The 18,593-nt window shown below is 30.9% G+C and carries 17 protein-coding genes, 1 tRNA gene and 1 other RNA gene; 18 read left to right on the top strand and 1 reads right to left on the bottom strand.

Annotation, left to right across the window (positions count from 1 at the left end; genetic code table 11):
* Positions 1 to 29: 29 nt before the first annotated feature.
* The 9 genes from U472_RS12590 to U472_RS12550 all read left to right on the top strand — a co-directional run bounded on the left by U472_RS12590 (position 30) and on the right by U472_RS12550 (position 8,613).
* Complete coding sequence (locus U472_RS12590) at positions 30 to 470, top strand: YaiI/YqxD family protein (protein WP_068719068.1); 441 nt, start codon at positions 30 to 32, stop codon at positions 468 to 470.
* A gap of 271 nt (positions 471 to 741) precedes the next feature.
* Entirely contained in the window at positions 742 to 2,562 is a 1,821-nt protein-coding gene (dnaG, locus tag U472_RS12585) for a DNA primase (RefSeq protein ID WP_068719066.1), read from the top strand.
* Entirely contained in the window at positions 2,562 to 3,647 is a 1,086-nt protein-coding gene (gene rpoD / locus U472_RS12580; protein ID WP_068719064.1) for an RNA polymerase sigma factor RpoD, read from the top strand. Before dnaG ends, rpoD begins: the two co-directional genes overlap by 1 nt.
* A 118-nt stretch (positions 3,648 to 3,765) precedes the next feature.
* A tRNA-Asn gene (locus U472_RS12575) sits at positions 3,766 to 3,841 on the top strand.
* Positions 3,842 to 4,045: 204 nt separating this feature from the next.
* Positions 4,046 to 4,735, top strand: a complete 690-nt coding sequence (locus U472_RS12570) for a tRNA (adenine(22)-N(1))-methyltransferase (RefSeq protein ID WP_068719062.1) — start codon at positions 4,046 to 4,048, stop codon at positions 4,733 to 4,735.
* Between the two features lie 44 nt (positions 4,736 to 4,779).
* The gene (locus U472_RS12565; RefSeq protein WP_068719060.1) at positions 4,780 to 5,898 is read left to right on the top strand and encodes a Nif3-like dinuclear metal center hexameric protein; all 1,119 of its coding nucleotides are present in this window, start codon (positions 4,780 to 4,782) and stop codon (positions 5,896 to 5,898) included.
* Positions 5,899 to 5,986: 88 nt separating this feature from the next.
* A complete protein-coding gene (locus tag U472_RS12560; RefSeq protein ID WP_068719058.1) occupies positions 5,987 to 6,706 on the top strand; it encodes a zinc ribbon domain-containing protein in 720 nt (239 codons plus the stop codon).
* A 308-nt stretch (positions 6,707 to 7,014) separates the two neighbouring features.
* Positions 7,015 to 7,382, top strand: an RNA gene (gene rnpB / locus U472_RS12555) — RNase P RNA component class A.
* A 388-nt stretch (positions 7,383 to 7,770) separates the two neighbouring features.
* The gene (locus U472_RS12550; RefSeq protein WP_068719057.1) at positions 7,771 to 8,613 is read left to right on the top strand and encodes a DegV family protein; all 843 of its coding nucleotides are present in this window, start codon (positions 7,771 to 7,773) and stop codon (positions 8,611 to 8,613) included.
* 117 nt (positions 8,614 to 8,730) lie between these two features.
* Here the strand turns inward: U472_RS12550 and U472_RS12545 are convergent, their stop codons facing one another.
* Positions 8,731 to 8,925, bottom strand: coding sequence for a hypothetical protein (locus U472_RS12545; protein ID WP_068719055.1), 195 nt, complete (start codon positions 8,923 to 8,925; stop codon positions 8,731 to 8,733).
* Between the two features lie 148 nt (positions 8,926 to 9,073).
* On the opposite strand from U472_RS12545, the gene pheA reads away from it, so the two are divergent.
* The 9 genes from pheA (at position 9,074) to U472_RS12505 (ending at position 17,954) form a co-directional block, all read left to right on the top strand.
* Positions 9,074 to 9,910 carry a prephenate dehydratase gene (pheA, locus tag U472_RS12540; RefSeq protein ID WP_068719053.1) on the top strand — a complete coding sequence of 279 codons (837 nt, stop codon included), beginning with the start codon at positions 9,074 to 9,076 and terminating at the stop codon, positions 9,908 to 9,910.
* A 180-nt stretch (positions 9,911 to 10,090) separates the two neighbouring features.
* Positions 10,091 to 10,855, top strand: a complete 765-nt coding sequence (locus tag U472_RS12535; protein WP_068719051.1) for a YebC/PmpR family DNA-binding transcriptional regulator — start codon at positions 10,091 to 10,093, stop codon at positions 10,853 to 10,855.
* A gap of 275 nt (positions 10,856 to 11,130) precedes the next feature.
* On the top strand, positions 11,131 to 11,301 hold the full coding sequence (locus U472_RS17585) for a tyrosine-type recombinase/integrase (RefSeq protein WP_083189957.1): 171 nt from the start codon (positions 11,131 to 11,133) through the stop codon (positions 11,299 to 11,301).
* Between the two features lie 169 nt (positions 11,302 to 11,470).
* A complete protein-coding gene (locus U472_RS12530; RefSeq protein WP_068719049.1) occupies positions 11,471 to 13,240 on the top strand; it encodes a pentapeptide repeat-containing protein in 1,770 nt (589 codons plus the stop codon).
* 762 nt (positions 13,241 to 14,002) lie between these two features.
* Complete coding sequence (ltrA, locus tag U472_RS12525) at positions 14,003 to 15,469, top strand: group II intron reverse transcriptase/maturase (protein ID WP_068714227.1); 1,467 nt, start codon at positions 14,003 to 14,005, stop codon at positions 15,467 to 15,469.
* Between the two features lie 269 nt (positions 15,470 to 15,738).
* Positions 15,739 to 15,993: a hypothetical protein gene (locus U472_RS12520; RefSeq protein ID WP_068719047.1), complete on the top strand. Its 255-nt coding sequence runs from the start codon at positions 15,739 to 15,741 to the stop codon at positions 15,991 to 15,993.
* On the top strand, positions 15,983 to 16,363 hold the full coding sequence (locus U472_RS12515) for a retropepsin-like aspartic protease (protein WP_068719044.1): 381 nt from the start codon (positions 15,983 to 15,985) through the stop codon (positions 16,361 to 16,363). The genes U472_RS12520 and U472_RS12515 overlap by 11 nt, the downstream gene beginning before the upstream one ends.
* A gap of 332 nt (positions 16,364 to 16,695) precedes the next feature.
* Positions 16,696 to 16,971 (top strand): hypothetical protein, encoded by a 276-nt coding sequence (locus U472_RS12510; protein WP_068719042.1) that lies wholly within the window; start codon positions 16,696 to 16,698, stop codon positions 16,969 to 16,971.
* 80 nt (positions 16,972 to 17,051) lie between these two features.
* Positions 17,052 to 17,954, top strand: a complete 903-nt coding sequence (locus U472_RS12505; RefSeq protein WP_141677988.1) for a hypothetical protein — start codon at positions 17,052 to 17,054, stop codon at positions 17,952 to 17,954.
* Positions 17,955 to 18,593 lie beyond the last annotated feature (639 nt).

Below are 18,593 nucleotides of genomic sequence, written 5' to 3'. Positions count from 1 at the left end.
CTGTCAAGTATAATTATGAGGAGTATAGGATGAAAATTTTAGTTGATGGAGACGCATGTCCAGTTAAAGAGAATATTTCTGAAGTTTCAGCAAGGTATAAGATTAAAGTAATAATTTTTATAAGCACTGCTCATTGGACAGTTAATAGGGAAGATGTTGAATATATAACTGTTGATAGTAACTATCAAGAAGTGGATATGAAGATAGTTAATCAAGTCAAATCTGGAGATATAGTTATAACTAATGATTATGGTTTAGCTTCTTTAGTTTTAGCTAAGAGGGCATCCGCAATCTCTTTTGATGGAAGAGTTTTCACTAGAGATAAGATAGATTATCTATTAGCTAAAAGGCATTTAGCTGCTAAACTTAGGCGACAAGGAAGTTATATCTCAAAGCAGAGTAAATATTCGAAAGAAGATAGAGAGAAGTTTGAAGTTAATTTGATTGAATTAATAACTCAATTGGGATAGGAGAGATAGTATTTCTAATTCTCATTAGACTCTATGTTTAGTATAATCTTCATAATAAGTGTAGAAATATATAATATATTATTGTGTAAAATTCTCTATTATAGATAGGACAAGAGAACTGGGTTTAGTGCTAATAAATTTATCATTTCACTAAGTTTGATTTTGATTATGGGGTTAATATAACTGAGATTTAGTAGTAAAGAGTAAGTTATATATTAAATTATACTACATGAAATTAGAAGATACCATTTAAGCTAGAGGGTGAAAAGAATTGAGTTTTGCTTATAGTGAGGATTTCATAGAACAGGTTCGTTTTAATAATGACATAATTGATATTATATCAGATTATACTAGATTGGAACATTCAGGAAAGAGTTACAAGGGGTTATGTCCTTTTCATGATGAAAATACTCCTTCTTTCTTTGTAAATCCTGAGCAACAGTTATATTATTGTTTTGGTTGTGGAGTTGGAGGAGATATCTTTAATTTTATAATGGGTGTGGAAGGGATTGATTTTAGAGAAACTGTTAAGTTACTAGCTGATAAAGCTGGATTGAGTCTTCCAGAACATAAAGATAATCCCCAAGCTAAGAAGAAGTTTGATAAGAGAAAAAAGTTAATGCATATACATGAATTAGCTACTCGTTTTTATAATTATCTATTGACAAGCTCTGATATAGGAAAAAAAGGTAATAAATATTTTAATCAGCGTGGTTTTGGGAATAATATTATTCAAGAATTTCAGTTAGGCTTTGCTCCTGATCGTTGGGAGGGTTTATATAGATTTTTGAAAAACAAGGGATATTCTGATCAATTATTATTGGAATCGGGCTTGATTCTACCACGAAAAAATAATGCTGGTTATTATGATCGTTTTCGTAACCGTGTTATCTTTACTATCTGCAATCATCAAGGACAAGTTATCGGATTTGGTGGTAGAATCATAGAAGATATTAATCAGCCCAAATATCTAAATTCTCCAGATACACTGATTTTTGATAAGAGTAAGAATTTATATGGACTTAATTTAGCTAAAAAATTCATACAACAGAGTAATGAAGCAATTATAGTAGAAGGGTATACTGATGTGATTACTGCATACCAGTATGGAATAAAGAATGTTGTAGCTTCCTTAGGGACTTCATTAACCAGTGAACAAGCCAAATTATTAAAAAGATATGCTAATACAGTTTATATAGCATACGATTCAGATACTGCAGGGGCTAAAGCTACTTTAAGAGGGCTAGATATCCTAAAAGAAGAAGGATTAGAAGTAAAGGTAATTATATTACCTAAAGATTTAGATCCCGATGAATTTATTAAAGCTGAAGGTAAAGAAGGGTTTGCTAGAAGCCAGTCTCAGGCAGAAACATTAATAGATTTTAAAATCAGTAATATCTTAAAAGGAAGAAGCTTAGAGAATGTTGATGATAAGATAAAAGCAGTAAAGGGAATAATACCTGTTTTAGCAAAGGTTAAAAATAAGGTTGAATTAGATGAATATTGTAAGAAAATTTCAGAAAGATTAAGAACAAGTGAAGGTGTACTAAGAAAAGAGATAGATAAATATAAATTTAAGATGAGGGGTCAGGATAGAAAGAATAAATATAGGAATAATATAAATAATAAGAGTGAATTAGCCGATGCTTTAAATGATCCTAAATTAATTAAATACTTAAAAGCTATTAAGGAGTTATTAAGTATTGTCTTTAAAAATCCCAATCTTATCAACAGGTTGAGAGCCCAGTTGAAAATCGATGCTTTAGCTAAAGAAGAACATAAGGAGCTATTTACTAAAATCTTTGAATTTTATCAGGAACATAATGCTTTAGAGATTAATCAGATTTTGCAAACTATAACCAATAATAATGCTAAAAATTTATTGTTGGAGTTATCCATAAGAGATAATGATTTTTTAGATGATACTGAGAAGACTATAAGCGATTATATTGAAACAATAAAGGGGTATCAAAGAGAAATGAGAATAGAAAGGCTAAATGCAGAAATAAAAGAAGCACAAAAAAGTGGAGATTTTACTAGACAAATGGAATTGATGAAAGAGGTACAATTTTTAAGAAAGGAGGGAAATTAATGTCTGTAGATAAAACTGCAATTCAAGAGAAAGTAAGAAATTTAATTGCTAAGGGAAAAAAAGAAGGTGAAATAAGTTACCAGGAGATAATGGATGCATTGTCTGAAGTAGATTTAGAAACTGATCAAATTGAAGAGATCTATGAAAGCTTCTCCTCCATGGGGATTGAAGTTAAAGATGATGATAATAATGATATAGATGATGATGAAGATGATAATGATGAAGTAGAATTAGACTTAAGTATTCCTAGTGGAGTCTCATTAGATGATCCAGTAAAGATGTATCTTAAAGAGATAGGTAAAGTACCATTATTGACTGCTGAAGAAGAGAAGGATTTGGCTAAAAGGATGGAAGAGGGCGAAGAGTATGCTAAGCAGAGATTGGCTGCTGCTAACTTAAGACTGGTAGTAAGTATTGCTAAGAAGTATGTTGGTAGAGGAATGTTATTCTTAGATTTAATCCAAGAGGGTAATCTAGGTTTGATTAAAGCTGTAGAGAAGTTTGACTATAGAAAAGGATATAAATTCAGTACCTATGCTACTTGGTGGATTAGACAGGCTATTACCCGTTCTATTGCCGATCAAGCTAGAACAATTAGAGTTCCTGTACATATGGTAGAGACAATCAATAAATTGATTAGAGTATCTCGCCATTTAGTACAAGAGCTAGGTCGTGAGCCAAGTGTTAAAGAGATTGCTGAAGAGATGGATATTAGTGAAGAGAAGGTACGAGAAATCAAAAAGATTGCCCAAGAGCCTGTGTCTTTAGAGACTCCAATTGGTGAAGAAGAGGATAGTTACTTAGGTGATTTTATTGAAGATGAAGATGCTCCAGAACCATCTGTAGCAGCATCATTTATGTTATTACAAGAACAATTGGATGGTGTATTGGATACTTTAACAGATCGTGAAAAGAGGGTTTTAGAATTGAGATTTGGTATTGAAGATGGACGTTCTCGTACTTTAGAAGAAGTAGGAAAGGAATTCGGGGTTACTAGAGAGAGGATTAGACAAATTGAGGCTAAAGCTTTAAGAAAGCTTAGACATCCAAGTAGAAGTAAAAAACTTAAAGATTATTTAACATAGATAGAGAATAAAAGATATAATTAGAAAATAACCATTAACTATAGATTATCAAATCCATTTGCTTTAAATGGAAGTTGAGATTTGGATATCTTTGATATATAATTTTAATTGTTGATGTTCCCCGATAGCTCAGTTGGTAGAGCAGATGGCTGTTAACCATCGAGTCGCAGGTTCGAGTCCTGCTCGGGGAGCCATTATTTTTTTACAATAATTTACATAAATTGGGATTAAAAATTATCAAAATTTATCCCTTTACGACTTTAATGGGAATAGCTTAATTTTTAAGGCATATAATAAATTAAAGAATCTCTACCTTACTACATATGTAGTAAGGTTTTTTAATAATTACAGACAACTTTAGATAGAATAAAGAATAGATTACATATAAGGAGTAAATTATGAGATTATCACCGAGATTAGCTAAAATAGTAGATTTATTAATCTTACCATCTAGAGTAATTGATGTAGGGACTGATCATGGATATTTACCAATCTATATCGCCGAAAATACTGCTTCTTCTAAGATAATAGCAAGTGATTATAATAAACAGCCCTGTGAGGCTGCTTTAAATCATATTCAGCAAGCTGGAGTTGAAGATAAAGTTGAGGTTAGACATGGATCAGGGTTATCAGTTTTAAATAGAGGTGAGGTTGACCAAGTTGTAATTGCAGGGATGGGTAGTAGGACTATTATTGGTATCTTAGAAGCTGATTATGATTTAGCTCAGAGTTTGGAGAGATTGGTTTTACAACCTATGGCTGGTTCATCATCTTTACGTAAGTGGTTAGTGGATAATAACTTTAAGATTATTGACGAGGCTTTAGTAAAAGAAGAAGATAAGCTTTATCAAATTATCGTAGCTCAGCCAGGTAAGATGGAAGTAAAGGATGATTTTGAATTAAAGATAGGACCTATTTTACTTAAGAAGAACGATGAGTTATTAGAGGATTATTTTAATGAACTGAAGGATGAATGGCAGAAGATAATCAATAAAATTGCTGAAAATTCTCCTGATAATCAAAAAATTGAAATTTTAAAGAGGAGAATTAAAAGATTAGAAGAAATAGAGTTAAAGATGGAGAGATAAATGAATTAATTAATAAATAGTTTCTTCAGTAGGGAGGTTATAGGATGTCTGTAAAATTACAACAAGTAACTAATTTAATAAATACTTTAGCACCTAAGCACTTAGCTTATGACTGGGATAATATAGGTTTACAACTTGGTGATTATAATCAGGATGTAAGCAGGGTCCTGGTTACTTTGGATGTAACTGAAGAGGTGGTAGAAGAAGCTATAAATTCTGATGTAGATTTAATTGTTGCTCATCATCCTGTTATCTTTAAGGGAATCTCTAATATTAGATTCAATACTCTTTTAGGTAAGATAATTCAAAAAGCAATTAAGCATGATATTGCTTTTTACATAGCTCATACAAATTACGATATAGCTCAAGGTGGATTAAATGATATATTAGCTAAGATGTTAGGTTTAGTTGATACAGAGATTTTAATGGTTACTCAAGTAGAAGACTTAAAGAAGGTAGTTGTCTTTGTACCAGAAGATTCTGTATTTAAGGTCAAAAAAGCCATAGGTAGAGCAGGGGCAGGCTGGATTGGTAATTACAGTGATTGCTTTTTTGAACAAAGAGGTACTGGGAGTTTTAGACCCTTAGAGGGGACTAATCCTTACATAGGTATTAAAGGAGAGATAAATGAGGTTGCAGAGTGTCGGTTGGAGACTATTGTACCTAGTAAAATTTTAAATAAAGTTATCAATAAAATGATTAAAGCTCACCCTTATGAAGAGGTAGCCTATGATATCTATCCTGTAGATAATGAAGGTGAAGCTTTTGGAATAGGTAGAATTGGGTATTTAGAGGAAAGTACTTCTCTAAAGGACTATGTTCAACGTGTTAAGAATGCTTTGGATATAGATCATGTTAAGGTTGTAGGAAAGAATGATACTGAAATTAAAAAGGTTGCTATCTGTAGTGGTAGTGGGGCTGATTTGATTAAAACTGCATCTTTTAAAGGTGCAGATTTATTGGTAACTGGAGATGTTAAATATCATGATGCTCAGTTAGTATTAGAAGAAGGACTAACATTAATAGATGCTGGGCATTATGAAACAGAACAAATTATGAGAGATGCTATGGTATCATATTTAGTAAAAGAGATTACTAAGAATAATCTAGATGTAGAGATTTTAAAATCACAAATTAATACTAATCCTGTTAGAATAGTTTAAAAGTAGGTCGTTTTAGCGACCTACTTTTTTCTATATAGAAAGATATTTTAGATTGAGACTGATACATTATAAATTAGGAGGTATAAGAATGGCTACTTTAGAACTGTTATATCAATTAGAAAAATTAAATGAAGAGAGTAAAGGACTAAAAAGTAGTATGGAGGAAGAGTCTATTGTTGAGGAGATGGACCTTCTAAAAGAGGTTGTAATTAGGATGGAGGAAGATTGGAGTCAAAAGAATAATGAATTGCAAGATTTAAAGCATCAGATTAAGAAAGAGGAATTTGAAGATGCTCGTTTGGTGAGAAAAGAGAAAGATTATAAAGAACAGCTTTATAGTGGTGCTATTTCTAATCCCAAAGAGTTACAAAAGCTTCAAGAAAAATTAAATACTACATTAAAGAGTAAAGAAGAGTTGGAGGATAATCTATTAGAGCTGATGCTAGAATTGGAAGCAAAAGAAGATGAATTAATATCTTTAAAAGAGGATTTAGAGAGTAAGCAAGAAGAGTTGTTAAATCTAGAAGAAGATTATCAGCAAGGTACTACTAAAATAAATCAAGAGCTTGTTAGAATAAATTCAGCCAAAGAAGAGATATTTGATAAGTTAGAAGATAAGCTGATTTTAGAATATGAGAATTTATATCGTAGAAAGAGGGGGAGGGTAGTTGTAGAGATATCTGATGGCTATTGTATGGGCTGTAGAATGCTATTACCAGTCAATTTAGTAGAAGAGGTTAAGTCTAGTGAAGAGATAGTCTATTGTGAAAATTGTGGTAGGATACTTTATTGGAATAGGAAAAACTAGGTCGGGAGTTTTTCTATCACGAAGAGTTCAGAGAACTCGTAGGGTCATAATTTAGAGAAAGGCAGAATATAGAATTGAAAATTTCTAATTAATAAAATGTTATAAATATTGAGAAAAACTCGGTCGGGAGTTTTTTATCGGATCAGAAGCGAAAGAGTAATAAGATTAATTGTTAAAATTTTCTTATATCAATTTCTTGACTTAGATCAAAGTAAATGATATTATATATCTTGCGGTTGAGAGATAAGAATAGAGCTTCTTATTGACAACCTTTATTAAAGATGTTATAATCTAAAACGATAATTAAATAAGTAGACTGGATGATCGCAAGTATGGTAAAATGGGCTATACTTGAGGAAAGTCCGGGCTCCATAGAGCAGGATGCTGGTTAACGGCCAGCCGGAGTAATTCGAGGGAAAGTGCCACAGAGAGCAAACCGCCGATGACCTTTAAGGTACAGGTAAGGGTGAAAGGGTGCGGTAAGAGCGCACCGGGGTTCTGGTGACAGAGTCCGCATGGTAAACCCCATCCGGAGCAAGACCAAGTAGGGAAAGGTTAAGAGTAGCTCGCTCGTCTTTCCGGGTTAGGTCGCTTGAGGTGGCAGGCAACTGTCATCCTAGATGGATGGTCATCACCCGTGAGGGTACAGAACCCGGCTTACAGGTCTACTTATTTATTAAATATTATCTAAAAACCTCCGCTATATAGCGGAGGTTTTGTTATATGTTAAATTAATTTGATACATATGAGTAAAAATTTAAGAGTAATGACAATATAACTATAATATCTTATGTTAAAAGAAAAATTGATACAATAGAATGATATTGCGACACTTTTAAAATTGAGAATATAAAGGTTTTAAGCCGAAAGATATTTTTAATAATTTCGTCTACTTTTCAAAAGTAAAAAAATGTTGTAATATAACCATTTAGCGAAACTATTAGAATATGTTTGGGATAAACTTGTTTATATTAGATAGAATACAAGTTGATATTTGTACTAATTAATAGTTGAGTGTATAATTAATAATAAGTGATTTCTTAGATTTTTGTAAGGAGGATGATATGAAGAGTATTAAAATTGTAACAGATAGTGGTGCTGATTTAAGTAAAGAGTTAATTGAGAGATATAATATAAAAGTAATACCTATTCCAGTTAAGTTAGGTGATAGAAATTACAAGGATGGAGAGGATATTACTCCAATAGAGTTTTATACTAAACTGGAAGCAGAGGATATTAGTCCATCAACTTCTATGATTAATCCCTATACCTTTGAAGAAGAGTTTAAAGAATTATTAAAGGATTATCAAGAGATTATTTATATTAGTTTCTCTTCCCAATTAAGTGGAATCTATAATTCAGCTAAGATGGTCCAAAAAAATTTGGGAGAGGATAAAGTTAGTGTAATTGATTCTAAAGCAGCCTCTTTAGGATTAGGGTTAATAGTTCTAAAAGCAGCTCAATTATTAGAAGAAGGTAAATCAAAGGATGTGATTATCTCTAAAGTTGAAGAAGCTATCAGTAGAATGGAGCATATAGTGGCTATTGGTTCTCTAGAAATGTTAAAAAAAGGGGGAAGAATCTCAGCTACTCAAGCCTTTATAGGGTCATTATTAAATATTATTCCTATGATAGAGGTGAGCCCTGAGGGGAAACTTGTCCCTTTAACTAAGCTCAGAGGTGAGAAGCGCTGTATTAGGTATATACTAGATACCTTTGAAGAGAGAGCAGAGTTAGCAGAAGAGGAGCCAATTGGAATTGGGCATGCTAATAATATTGATCTTGCTCAGAAGATAGCCACTAAGATTAAAGAAGAGTATAATATTAAGGATATTATTATCACAGATATTGGAGCTGCTGTAGGAAGCCATGCAGGATCAGGAACGGTAGCTTTATTCTTTCAATAAGTTATAGTTAAAAATTGTTGTGAGTGTCTATAATTTATCTTAGGAGCCTAATAATAGTAGGTATTGGGTTCTCGATTTTTTCAAGTCCCAATACCTAAGTAAATGAGTTTACAGGAGTTATCTCTTTTTTCTAGAAATTTTTTGGAGTTTGGTTTGAAAATTTGTTAAGAAATCTAAGGAATAGGCGTTAGAATCAGCTAGTATTAATAAAATTAAAATTAGAAATAATGTAAAAGGGTTATAATTACTTACCTTACCATCATCTATAGGTTCTTGTGGAGAATCATCATCATTATTTTTAAATTTAAACATAATAGGACCCCCTTATAATTTAGTTACTATATATTATGTAGTAAATCTTTTTTATGTTAACATAGATTGGAAAAGAGAGTTAGATTGTATCTGATATATTAAATTAGTTATTTAATTAAAAAATTGATATAAGTTAGGAGTGGGAGTAGTGAGTAGATTAGGATTTTTGGGACCACAGGGTAGCTTTACAGAAGTAGCAGCTAGAGAGTACGAGCATCAAGTAGGAGAGTTTATCCCTTATAATGACATTAAGAGCTTGATATTAGGGGTTGTGAAGGATGAGATTGATAGAGCAGTTGTTCCTATTGAGAATTCGATACAAGGTGGAGTGACGCTAACCTTAGATTTATTGGCAGATTTTGACCTTAATATTGTCGGTGAGGTAATTCTTATTATTGAGCAGAGCTTAGTGGCTAAAAAGAAGATGGATTTAGCTGAGGTTAGGCATGTCATCTCACATCCTCAAGCTTTAGCTCAATGCCGTTCTTTTTTGGAAGAAAATTTAAGTAATTATGAAACTCATATAAGTAACAGTACTTCTGAAGCAATTCAACAACTTACAGCTTTAGATGAAAGCTGGGTAGCTATAGGAAATAGTAGAGCAGTTGATTATTATGATTTAGAGATTTTAGCTGAGGGGATACAGGATAATAGTGAAAACTTCACTAGATTTGTAATCTTATCTAAGGATGAAGCGATAAGGAGCCAGAATGCTAAGACCTCGATTATCTGTTCGGTGGCAGAAGATCATCCAGGATTCTTATATGATATCTTACATGAATTTGCTATTAGAGGAATCAACTTGACTAAGATAGAATCTAGACCTGCCAAGAGAATGTTAGGGGAGTATATCTTTTTTATAGACTTTGAAGGTCATTATCTTGATAAGAGGGTCAAGTCAGCTTTAGAGTTAGTGAGTTATAAGAGCCCTTGGTACAAGTTATTAGGGTCATATGAGAAGGCAGTTGATACTATACAGTTGTAATTTTAGTAATAAGTGAGTAATGATAGGAAAATAATTATAAATTATTATTAAAATAGTATACTAATATGAAGAGATGTACAGGGAATAACTAATAGTAGCATCTAAAATCAAATTGAAAATTTTATAAATTTATGTTAGAATATTTAGGTGAACTGTATCTATCGATAAGGAGGTATTAAAATGGCTGGACATTCTAAATGGGCCAATATTAAACATAAGAAGGCGAAAGAGGATAAAGCAAGAGGTAAGTTATTCTCTAAATTAGTTAAGAAGATTACCGTTGCTGCTAGAAATGGTGGTGGTGATGTTGAAACCAATAATGATTTAGCTTTAGCTATTCAAAAGGCTAAGGATGCTAATATGCCTAAAGATAATATCGAACGGGCTATTAAAAGAGGAACTGGTGAGTTAGAAGGGGTTAATTACGAAGAGTTTGTATATGAGGGTTATGCTCCTGCTGGAGTTGCTTTATATATGGAAATTATGACAGATAACCGTAACCGTGCTGCTTCTGATGTAAGACATGTTCTATCTAAGAATGGTGGAAATTTAGGAGAGAGCGGTTGTGTATCATGGATGTTTGAAAGAAAGGGTCAATTAATCATCGACCGTAGCGAAAATGAGATTGATGAGGATGAGATTATGATGGCTGCTTTGGAATCTGGAGCAGAAGATATCAGTATCGAAGCCGATAGTGTGGAGATTATAACTGATCCATCAGATTTAAAAGAGGTTAGAACTGCTATGGAAGAGGCAGGGTACAAGGTTGATTCTGGAGATATAGTAATGATACCAGAGAACGTGCTTGATATAACCGATCCTAATGATGCTAAGAAGGTATTGAGGTTAATGGATGCCTTAGAAGAACAAGATGATATACAAGAGGTATATGCTAACTTTAATATCCCTGATGATATAATGGCAGAAATTGAAGATGAATTATAATATTTTTAACACTTAAGTACAAGATGTGCTTAAGTGTTTTTTATTTTAGGTTAATATTTATATTTGAATATGTAGTAGATATAGAGTATTATAATGGTATAAATAGTTTGTTGGTATAGATAATCCATCAATTGGGTATAAATTTATTAGCTCTATTAGAGTGAGAGATTTATGACTGTCTACATAAAAAAGGCGAGGACAAGCTAGAGTAAATCCAAATAATAATTTAATAAAAAGAACATTACAAATAATTTCTAAGAAGGCTTAAAGCAAAAATAAAGAAAAATATATCTGTTCATGGTTTAAAGCATTCTTTTACTACACATTTATTAGAAATAGGGACAGATATCTGTTATATTCAAGAATTACTTGGACATAAAAGTTCTAAAACAACTGAAGTTTATACTCATGTTAGTAAAATTGAAAGTCCACTGAATAAGATATGAATGTTTAAAGAGTTTTAAGGTTAAAGATATATAAGATATTAACTACATATGTCGTTAATACCACTAAATAGGAGGAGTTTATGACATATGTCGTTAAGATATAAGTTAGATGACATGCCTATTACATAAATATAGATTAAAAGAATAATTCAGATAAAGGTGATTATATATGACCAAAAGACACATTATAGTTATTAAAGCTGATGAAAAAGAAAGGATAGAAGATTTATATAAAGGATTTAAAGTATATGATATGATTGAATTCTCTAATCAAATAATAAGAGAAACTTATAAAAATATACCTGAAATTGAAGTTAAAGAAAATGATGAGTTGGTATTTATTATTAATAGAGAAAAAGAAGAAATAAAAAAATACAAATATAGTAATATAGATGAAGTTAGGAAGCAGAAAGAGAAATATAATATAATTAATTTTGCTGGATGTTATGTAAGCTTTAAAGAAGAATTACATGAATTATTAGATTTAAGAAAAGAGATTGAACCCATTATTTTTGCTCCTTTTTCATATTTTAGGGAAGAATTAATATTTGAAAATAAAATATTTAAAAATGACATTATACTTTCAAATGCTCAATTTAGAAAATTAGTTTATTTTAATGATTCAAGGTTTAAAGGAAAACTAGATTTTTATTTGTCAAATTTTGATAAATCAATATCTTTTAGTAATAATACATTCGAAAAAGAAACTAATTTTGGGATAATAAACTCTAGAGATATGGCTTATTTTATTGACTCAAACTTTATGAAAGAATCTAATTTTTATGCGGCAGTTTTTGATGAAGTTGCTTTTATAAATTCAGTCTTTGAAGATGAAGTTAGCTTTAATAAAATTCATATTAAAAAAAGTGCTCATTTTGATCAAACTAAATTTATGGAAACAGTTAATTTTAGTTTTGCAAAGTTTGATGGAAGAAGTATTTTTGATTTTACAGTTTTTGAAAAAGATGTAAACTTTAAAAGTATACGATCTAAAGAAGAAATGTTTTTTCACAATGCCAATTTTGAAAAAAAAGCTAGTTTTAATCTATCTATTTTTAAAGAAAGAATTATTTTTGATGAAGCAACTTTTAAAGGTGAAACACATTTTGATGAAGCAATTTTTAGAGAAGAAGTTAGTTTTATGAAAGTAATATTTAAAAAAGAAGCATGCTTTTATAAAGTTAGGTTTTATAATTATGCAAATTTCAAATTGAAAAAATGTTATTTTTTAATTCTAGATTATGTTATAAATAGAGATGTAATTGATTTAGAACCAGAAAGGGACAATGAAGCAAAAGTAGATATAGAAAAAATAAGCTTGATAGGATTAAGGAATTTAGGTCAGATCATAATTGATTGGTATAAGAACAGAATTACAGATATGATTGAAAAAGAAAATATAAATTTTGATTTAGTAGCAGAACAATATAGAATGTTAAAAGAAAACTTTCATAATATAGGAAGATATGAACAAGAAGATAAAGCATACGTTAAATTTAAAAGTAATCAAATTAATAGTAAATTTTGTGAAGCTAATAATTGGCTTGATAAATTATATAATGGATTATTATGGATTCCAAGAAAAATATTTTTACAATTGATGGGGGGATTTGGGACAAAACCTTTTAGTATTTTCATAAGTATGTTTATAGTAATAAGTTTGTTCACAGTTTTTTATTACTCATATTTTAAAACAACGAGAATTATACCGATTGAAGTTCAAAATTTAAAGTCTTTATTTCCTATAGATATTTCTTCTTTAAAGCAATCTACCTATCATAGTATAATAACTTTTCTTACTATTGGTTATGGAGATAGTAGTTTTGATAGAATGTCAACTAACGGTAGTCTCATATTTTTATCGGGATTGGAAGGATTTATAGGTATGTTTTTAATGTCGTATTTCACAGTAGCTTTTGTTAGAAAAGTATTGAGATAAATTCTAAAATAAAATTTATGGGGAAGAAAGTCGGCACGTCATCTAACAGCAGCTTAGCGACATCCCAACTAGCGAGGATAAATGGAGAGTGGAGATGACTTATGTGAGGATGTGAGCTTTAATTAGAAGTTGGGAGCGTTTATGGGGACGTCGCGAATCTGCGGGACGTTATGTGACAGTGCGACCAGCCTTTGAAATAATAGGGATAAGCTATATCTTAGGCTGTCTAAGTCTACCGTAAGGTAGACTTTTGGACTACCTATTCTATTTGAGGTAATCCTATCTACCGGTGCATTACTGGTAACGGTTTTGTGCTAAGCGGTAGGGACAATGTGAAACAAACTGCTAGCCTTGAAGCAGGTGATTGCTAGGATAAATATACTGCTATGATTAAATTAATTGAATTACTGAAAGCTTCGTCAAACGTAAATAGTGAAATTAGGCTGATACACTATGACCAAAAGGTGGGAGATGGGGTCAAGTAAGTTTTCGTGTTGCTTGGCAAATAGACTGATATCTTCGGAGTAAAGGTAGAATCTAAGGCAGTATGAATTGGCTAAGGTATAGAACTGTGTAAGCCCGGTATATTCCTGGTTTTCAGGTAGGTTAACAGCAATGTTAATACAATATTAGTGGGTAGAGGAAATAGGAAAAAGCGAATGTTATCTTGTAATGAGATAGATAAGGGTTCTAAATTTGCCCTGCTCTGAAAGGAGGCTGACTTCCTAAAGGTTATCTAAGGCAGGAAAGGATTGAAACTTTATGAATATGGCAAGCCAAATAACTCAATATGAGTGGGCGACCGTAGACCGGAAGAATGCAGGTATCAAATGGGAAACAATAATTTGGGGACCTGTAATAAGAAAGGTTAATAAACTTCAATCGCGAATCGCTAAAGCAATAACTAGAGGAATGAAGAACTTAGCTAGAAAGCTACAATATTTATTATCAAAATCATATTATACAAAACTACTTGCCGTAAGGCGAGTAACAACAAATAAAGGGAAAAAGACACCAGGTATAGATAAAATACTGTGGTCTACTGCTACAAGCAAATATATAAATGCCCTAAAATTAACTAATAAGAATTATAAAGCAAAAGCATTAAAAAGAGTGCATATCTCAAAGTCAAATGGAAAGAAAAGACCTTTGGGGATACCTACAATACATGATAGAGCGATGCAAGCTCTATATGCTAAAACACTTGATCCGATATCAGAAACAACAGCAGATAAGGTATCATTTGGCTTTAGAAAATATAGGAGTTGTGATGATGCCAAAGAATATCTGTTTAAATTATTAGGGAAAAAGATATCTGCTCAGTGGGTGTTAGAAGGAGATATCAAAGGTTGTTTTGATAATATAAATCACGAATGGTTAAAAGAAAATATATTAATTGACAGAAAAATATTAAATCAGTTTCTTAAAGCAGGTTTTGTTCATAATAAAAAGCTTTTTCCTACGGAAAAAGGAACTCCACAAGGTGGAATAATTTCACCTATTCTAGCTAATATGACACTAGACGGATTAGAAGAATTATTAAAAAGAAAATATTGGACTAATTCAAGAGGAACAATAAATAGAAAATATAATAGAAGAAATAAAATAAATCTGGTAAGATACGCAGATGATTTTGTAGTAACAGCCACTAATAAAGAAGTTCTAGAAGAAGCCAGAGAATTGATTGAGGGATTTTTGAAAGAAAGAGGTCTTGAACTATCAAGAGAAAAGACCGAAATAACTCATATCAATACTGGATTTGATTTTCTAGGATGGAACTTTAGGAAATATAATGGAAAGCTAATTATAAAACCATCTAAAGAATCCTATAAATCAATAATAAACGAAATTAGAACTAAAATCAAGGAAAACAAAACAATAAAACAAGAAAACTTAATTAAGATATTAAACTCAAAAATTAGAGGTTGGTGTAATTACCATAGGAGTGCATGTTCCAAAAAGAGCTATCAAAGCTTAGATAGGGATATATTCTATGCACTGTGGAGTTGGGCAAAGCGAAGACATCCAAATAAAGCTAAACAATGGATAAAAGATAGATACTGGATAAGAACTGAAACCCGTGATTGGACATTCTCAGTTGGAAATATCAAATTGATATTCGCAAGTGATACAAAGATAATAAGGCATAGGTTAATAAAGTTCGCAGCAAACCCTTATTTAAAAGAATATGATAAATATTATTTACGCAAAAAGCTAAGATTGAAATGAATTTAATTATTGTTTGCTAATCCGAAGATTAGTTTTGGAGAGCTTGAGCCGTATGACGTGAAAGTGTCAAGTACGGTTCTTAGGGGAGGAAGGAGCTGTAAAGCTCCTGACTTACCCGACTTCTCCCCCCAAATCATTGAAATCGCTGTGAAAAACATTGGTTTAAGTAATTAATATAATTCAACTTTTCAGATTGTTTATCATTTTGTTTGTTATATGGTATAATATTTATAAGTATTATAATTACTAGATATTAGGAGGGATAGTCTATGAAATGGGAAGAAGTTAGAAAAATATATCCCGATAAATTTGTTAAGTTGGAAGTGTTGAATTCTCATATTGAGGGGAATCAAGAATATGTTGATGAGGTTGCTGTAATTGATACAGTTTCTGAAGAGGATGCTACGAAAGAGTTTTTAAAATCTAAAGATAATGTTTTAGTTTATCATACTTCAAAGAAAGATATTACTCTTAAAATTAGAAGTAGGATTGGATTAAGAGGAGTATTCAGAAATGAAAATTGAATATAGAGATGGATTATTGTTTACCTCGATAGAAATTACTTATAAGGGTAAATCAAAAGTTATTGATAATATAGTAGTAGATACGGGTGCAGAAAACTCTTTAATTTCACAGGAAGAAGTTGATGAGATAGGAATAAGAATTAGTAAGGAAGATGAAATTGTAACTTCTTATGGAATTGGTGGAACTGGACATGCATTTATAAAGACTGTTGATGAGGTTAAGATAAGTGGATTTAAATTAAATAACTTTTCAATAGATTTTACAGTGTTACCCTATGAAGATATTAATGGGTTACTGGGATTAGATATATTAATTGAGGGTGGATTTATAATTGATTTAGATATGTTAAAAATCCATAGGAAAGATTGATTAAGTTTGTTATGAATAATAACAGTTTATCAGGAAGCAGGGAATATGTTTTCTGATAAATATTTTTTTATCATCACCCAGATATATTTTCCTGTTTAATTATTTTTTAACTATGAAATTATTTGAAGTTAAGGTGAAAACATGGGGGGGAGAACGCTCACATAACATGCGATTAGCAACATGCAATTGGAGAGAATAAATGAAATTCGGGACTGACTTATATCAGATTTGTAGATTTAATCTGAGATTAGGAGTGTTAGCAGCACATCGCGAATCGCAGGGACGTTATACGACAGATTGTGCCTAAGTTCTTTTTTGGAAGGAGAATTAGAATGAATATTAAAAATAGTTATGATTATATAGAATCAATTTTACAGGAAGTGTTTGGAGAAACAGATGTGACTCATATTAGTACATCTAAGAGGTTTTTATCTAATTTAAAATCTTTAAGTAAAATAGTGGATAATAACGCTCTTAGCTGTAGTAAATGTTTAGATTTTAATATTAAAATTTTAGATTTTACTAGGAACTTAAAATATATGTTGAAAAAGAGAATAGGAATTAAAAAGTATAAAAGACAATTAAAAAAATTACAAAAGATTATCTAATCCATTTCAATGCTGTTCATAATGATTTAGGAGAGATTACATCAAAAAAATATTCTTCCCAATATTATTTTACTTTAAAAATGATTGAAAATACTTACACTCGAAAAGGTAAAAGAAAAATAAAAAAGATAATGAAACGATATAACATTGATTATTTGCCCATCTTATTTGAATTTATTGATAAAATTTATGACTTAGATAATCAAAAATATGATAAGTTAAAAGATAAAAGTCTAGAATTTATTTTTAATCTTTTTTCCATTAAAAAGGTTGAAGATCTTAGAATAGATTTTATAGAAATTTTAAAAGAATCAGTTGATATAGTAGGTCAATTTAGAATGTTATATAAAAAGGATAAAATAGATTATTATAGTATTTATTATGATGTTTTCATTGGGATTATGGGTATTAATATTATTAAAGAGGAAGAAAATAGGAGTCAAAAAAATGCTTTTTTTAATATGATAGATAATTTCTTAGAAAATAAGTCATCTACTTCTATTTTTAAAAAAGCATTAGGAAAATTAGGAGTTATATCATTCCATATTGAAAATTCAGGTGAAGAATGTGAAAAATGTAAAAAAATAAAAAAACAGATAATAAATCAATTAGAACAGATAGAGAATTTAAATAATGAGAAAAAAGGATATGAGTTTTTAGAAAGTCAAGAAGAAATTATAAATGATAATATAAAAAATTATAGAGAACATTTAAAAGATAGGCATAAAATGTTTTATTTTGAAGGTTTTAATAAGAAATTTCTAATGCCTATATTTCTTTTACAAATGATTGTAGTATTATTTATGATATTTCATTTTGATGAATTTATTTTTGATAAACTTATGTTGAAGAGATATGGAATAGATGGGGAAGGTAGAACTTTCATATTAGCTTTAATTTTTACAGTTTTAATGAATTTATTAGCTAAAGTTAATAATTTTCTCACAAAATTTTTTGTTTTAGAAAAGAAAGATACTTTCTAGATTTGAATAAAAAGACGGCACAATCCATCGTATAACAAGGGGTTAGCGACATTCAACTAGTGAGCATAAATGGTAGTTGGGGCTGACTTATGTTAGACTTAAAGTGTTAAATTTGAGGTTATGAGCATTAAAGGGGACGTCGCGAACCCCTGGGACGTTATCCGACAGTGCGACCAGCCTTTGAAATAATAGGGATAAGCTATATCTTAGGCTGTCTAAGTCTACCGTAAGGTAGACTTTTGGACTACCTATTCTATTTGAGGTAATCCTATCTACCGGTGCATTACTGGTAACGGTTTTGTGCTAAGCGGTAGGGACAATGTGAAACAAACTGCTAGCCTTGAAGCAGGTGATTGCTAGGATAAATATACTGCTATGATTAAATTAATTGAATTACTGAAAGCTTCGTCAAACGTAAATAGTGAAATTAGGCTGATACACTATGACCAAAAGGTGGGAGATGGGGTCAAGTAAGTTTTCGTGTTGCTTGGCAAATAGACTGATATCTTCGGAGTAAAGGTAGAATCTAAGGCAGTATGAATTGGCTAAGGTATAGAACTGTGTAAGCCCGGTATATTCCTGGTTTTCAGGTAGGTTAACAGCAATGTTAATACAATATTAGTGGGTAGAGGAAATAGG

Source organism: Orenia metallireducens (assembly GCF_001693735.1).
GTDB classification, from domain to species: domain Bacteria; phylum Bacillota; class Halanaerobiia; order Halobacteroidales; family Halobacteroidaceae; genus Orenia; species Orenia metallireducens.
The sequence above is the reverse complement of the archived record's forward strand: the minus strand, read 5'-3'. Positions and strand labels throughout refer to the sequence as shown.

Coding starts and splice junctions, on each gene's coding strand:
- ltrA (WP_068714227.1), top strand. CDS start 14,003: ATGAATATGGCAAGCCAAATAACTCAATATGAGTGGGCGACCGTAGAC.
- U472_RS12545 (WP_068719055.1), bottom strand. CDS start 8,925: ATGTTTAAATTTAAAAATAATGATGATGATTCTCCACAAGAACCTATA.
- U472_RS12505 (WP_141677988.1), top strand. CDS start 17,052: ATGATTGAAAATACTTACACTCGAAAAGGTAAAAGAAAAATAAAAAAG.
- rpoD (WP_068719064.1), top strand. CDS start 2,562: ATGTCTGTAGATAAAACTGCAATTCAAGAGAAAGTAAGAAATTTAATT.
- U472_RS12520 (WP_068719047.1), top strand. CDS start 15,739: ATGAAATGGGAAGAAGTTAGAAAAATATATCCCGATAAATTTGTTAAG.
- U472_RS12590 (WP_068719068.1), top strand. CDS start 30: ATGAAAATTTTAGTTGATGGAGACGCATGTCCAGTTAAAGAGAATATT.
- U472_RS12565 (WP_068719060.1), top strand. CDS start 4,780: ATGTCTGTAAAATTACAACAAGTAACTAATTTAATAAATACTTTAGCA.
- U472_RS12550 (WP_068719057.1), top strand. CDS start 7,771: ATGAAGAGTATTAAAATTGTAACAGATAGTGGTGCTGATTTAAGTAAA.
- U472_RS12530 (WP_068719049.1), top strand. CDS start 11,471: ATGACCAAAAGACACATTATAGTTATTAAAGCTGATGAAAAAGAAAGG.
- U472_RS12535 (WP_068719051.1), top strand. CDS start 10,091: ATGGCTGGACATTCTAAATGGGCCAATATTAAACATAAGAAGGCGAAA.
- U472_RS12510 (WP_068719042.1), top strand. CDS start 16,696: ATGAATATTAAAAATAGTTATGATTATATAGAATCAATTTTACAGGAA.
- U472_RS12560 (WP_068719058.1), top strand. CDS start 5,987: ATGGCTACTTTAGAACTGTTATATCAATTAGAAAAATTAAATGAAGAG.
- U472_RS12515 (WP_068719044.1), top strand. CDS start 15,983: ATGAAAATTGAATATAGAGATGGATTATTGTTTACCTCGATAGAAATT.
- U472_RS12570 (WP_068719062.1), top strand. CDS start 4,046: ATGAGATTATCACCGAGATTAGCTAAAATAGTAGATTTATTAATCTTA.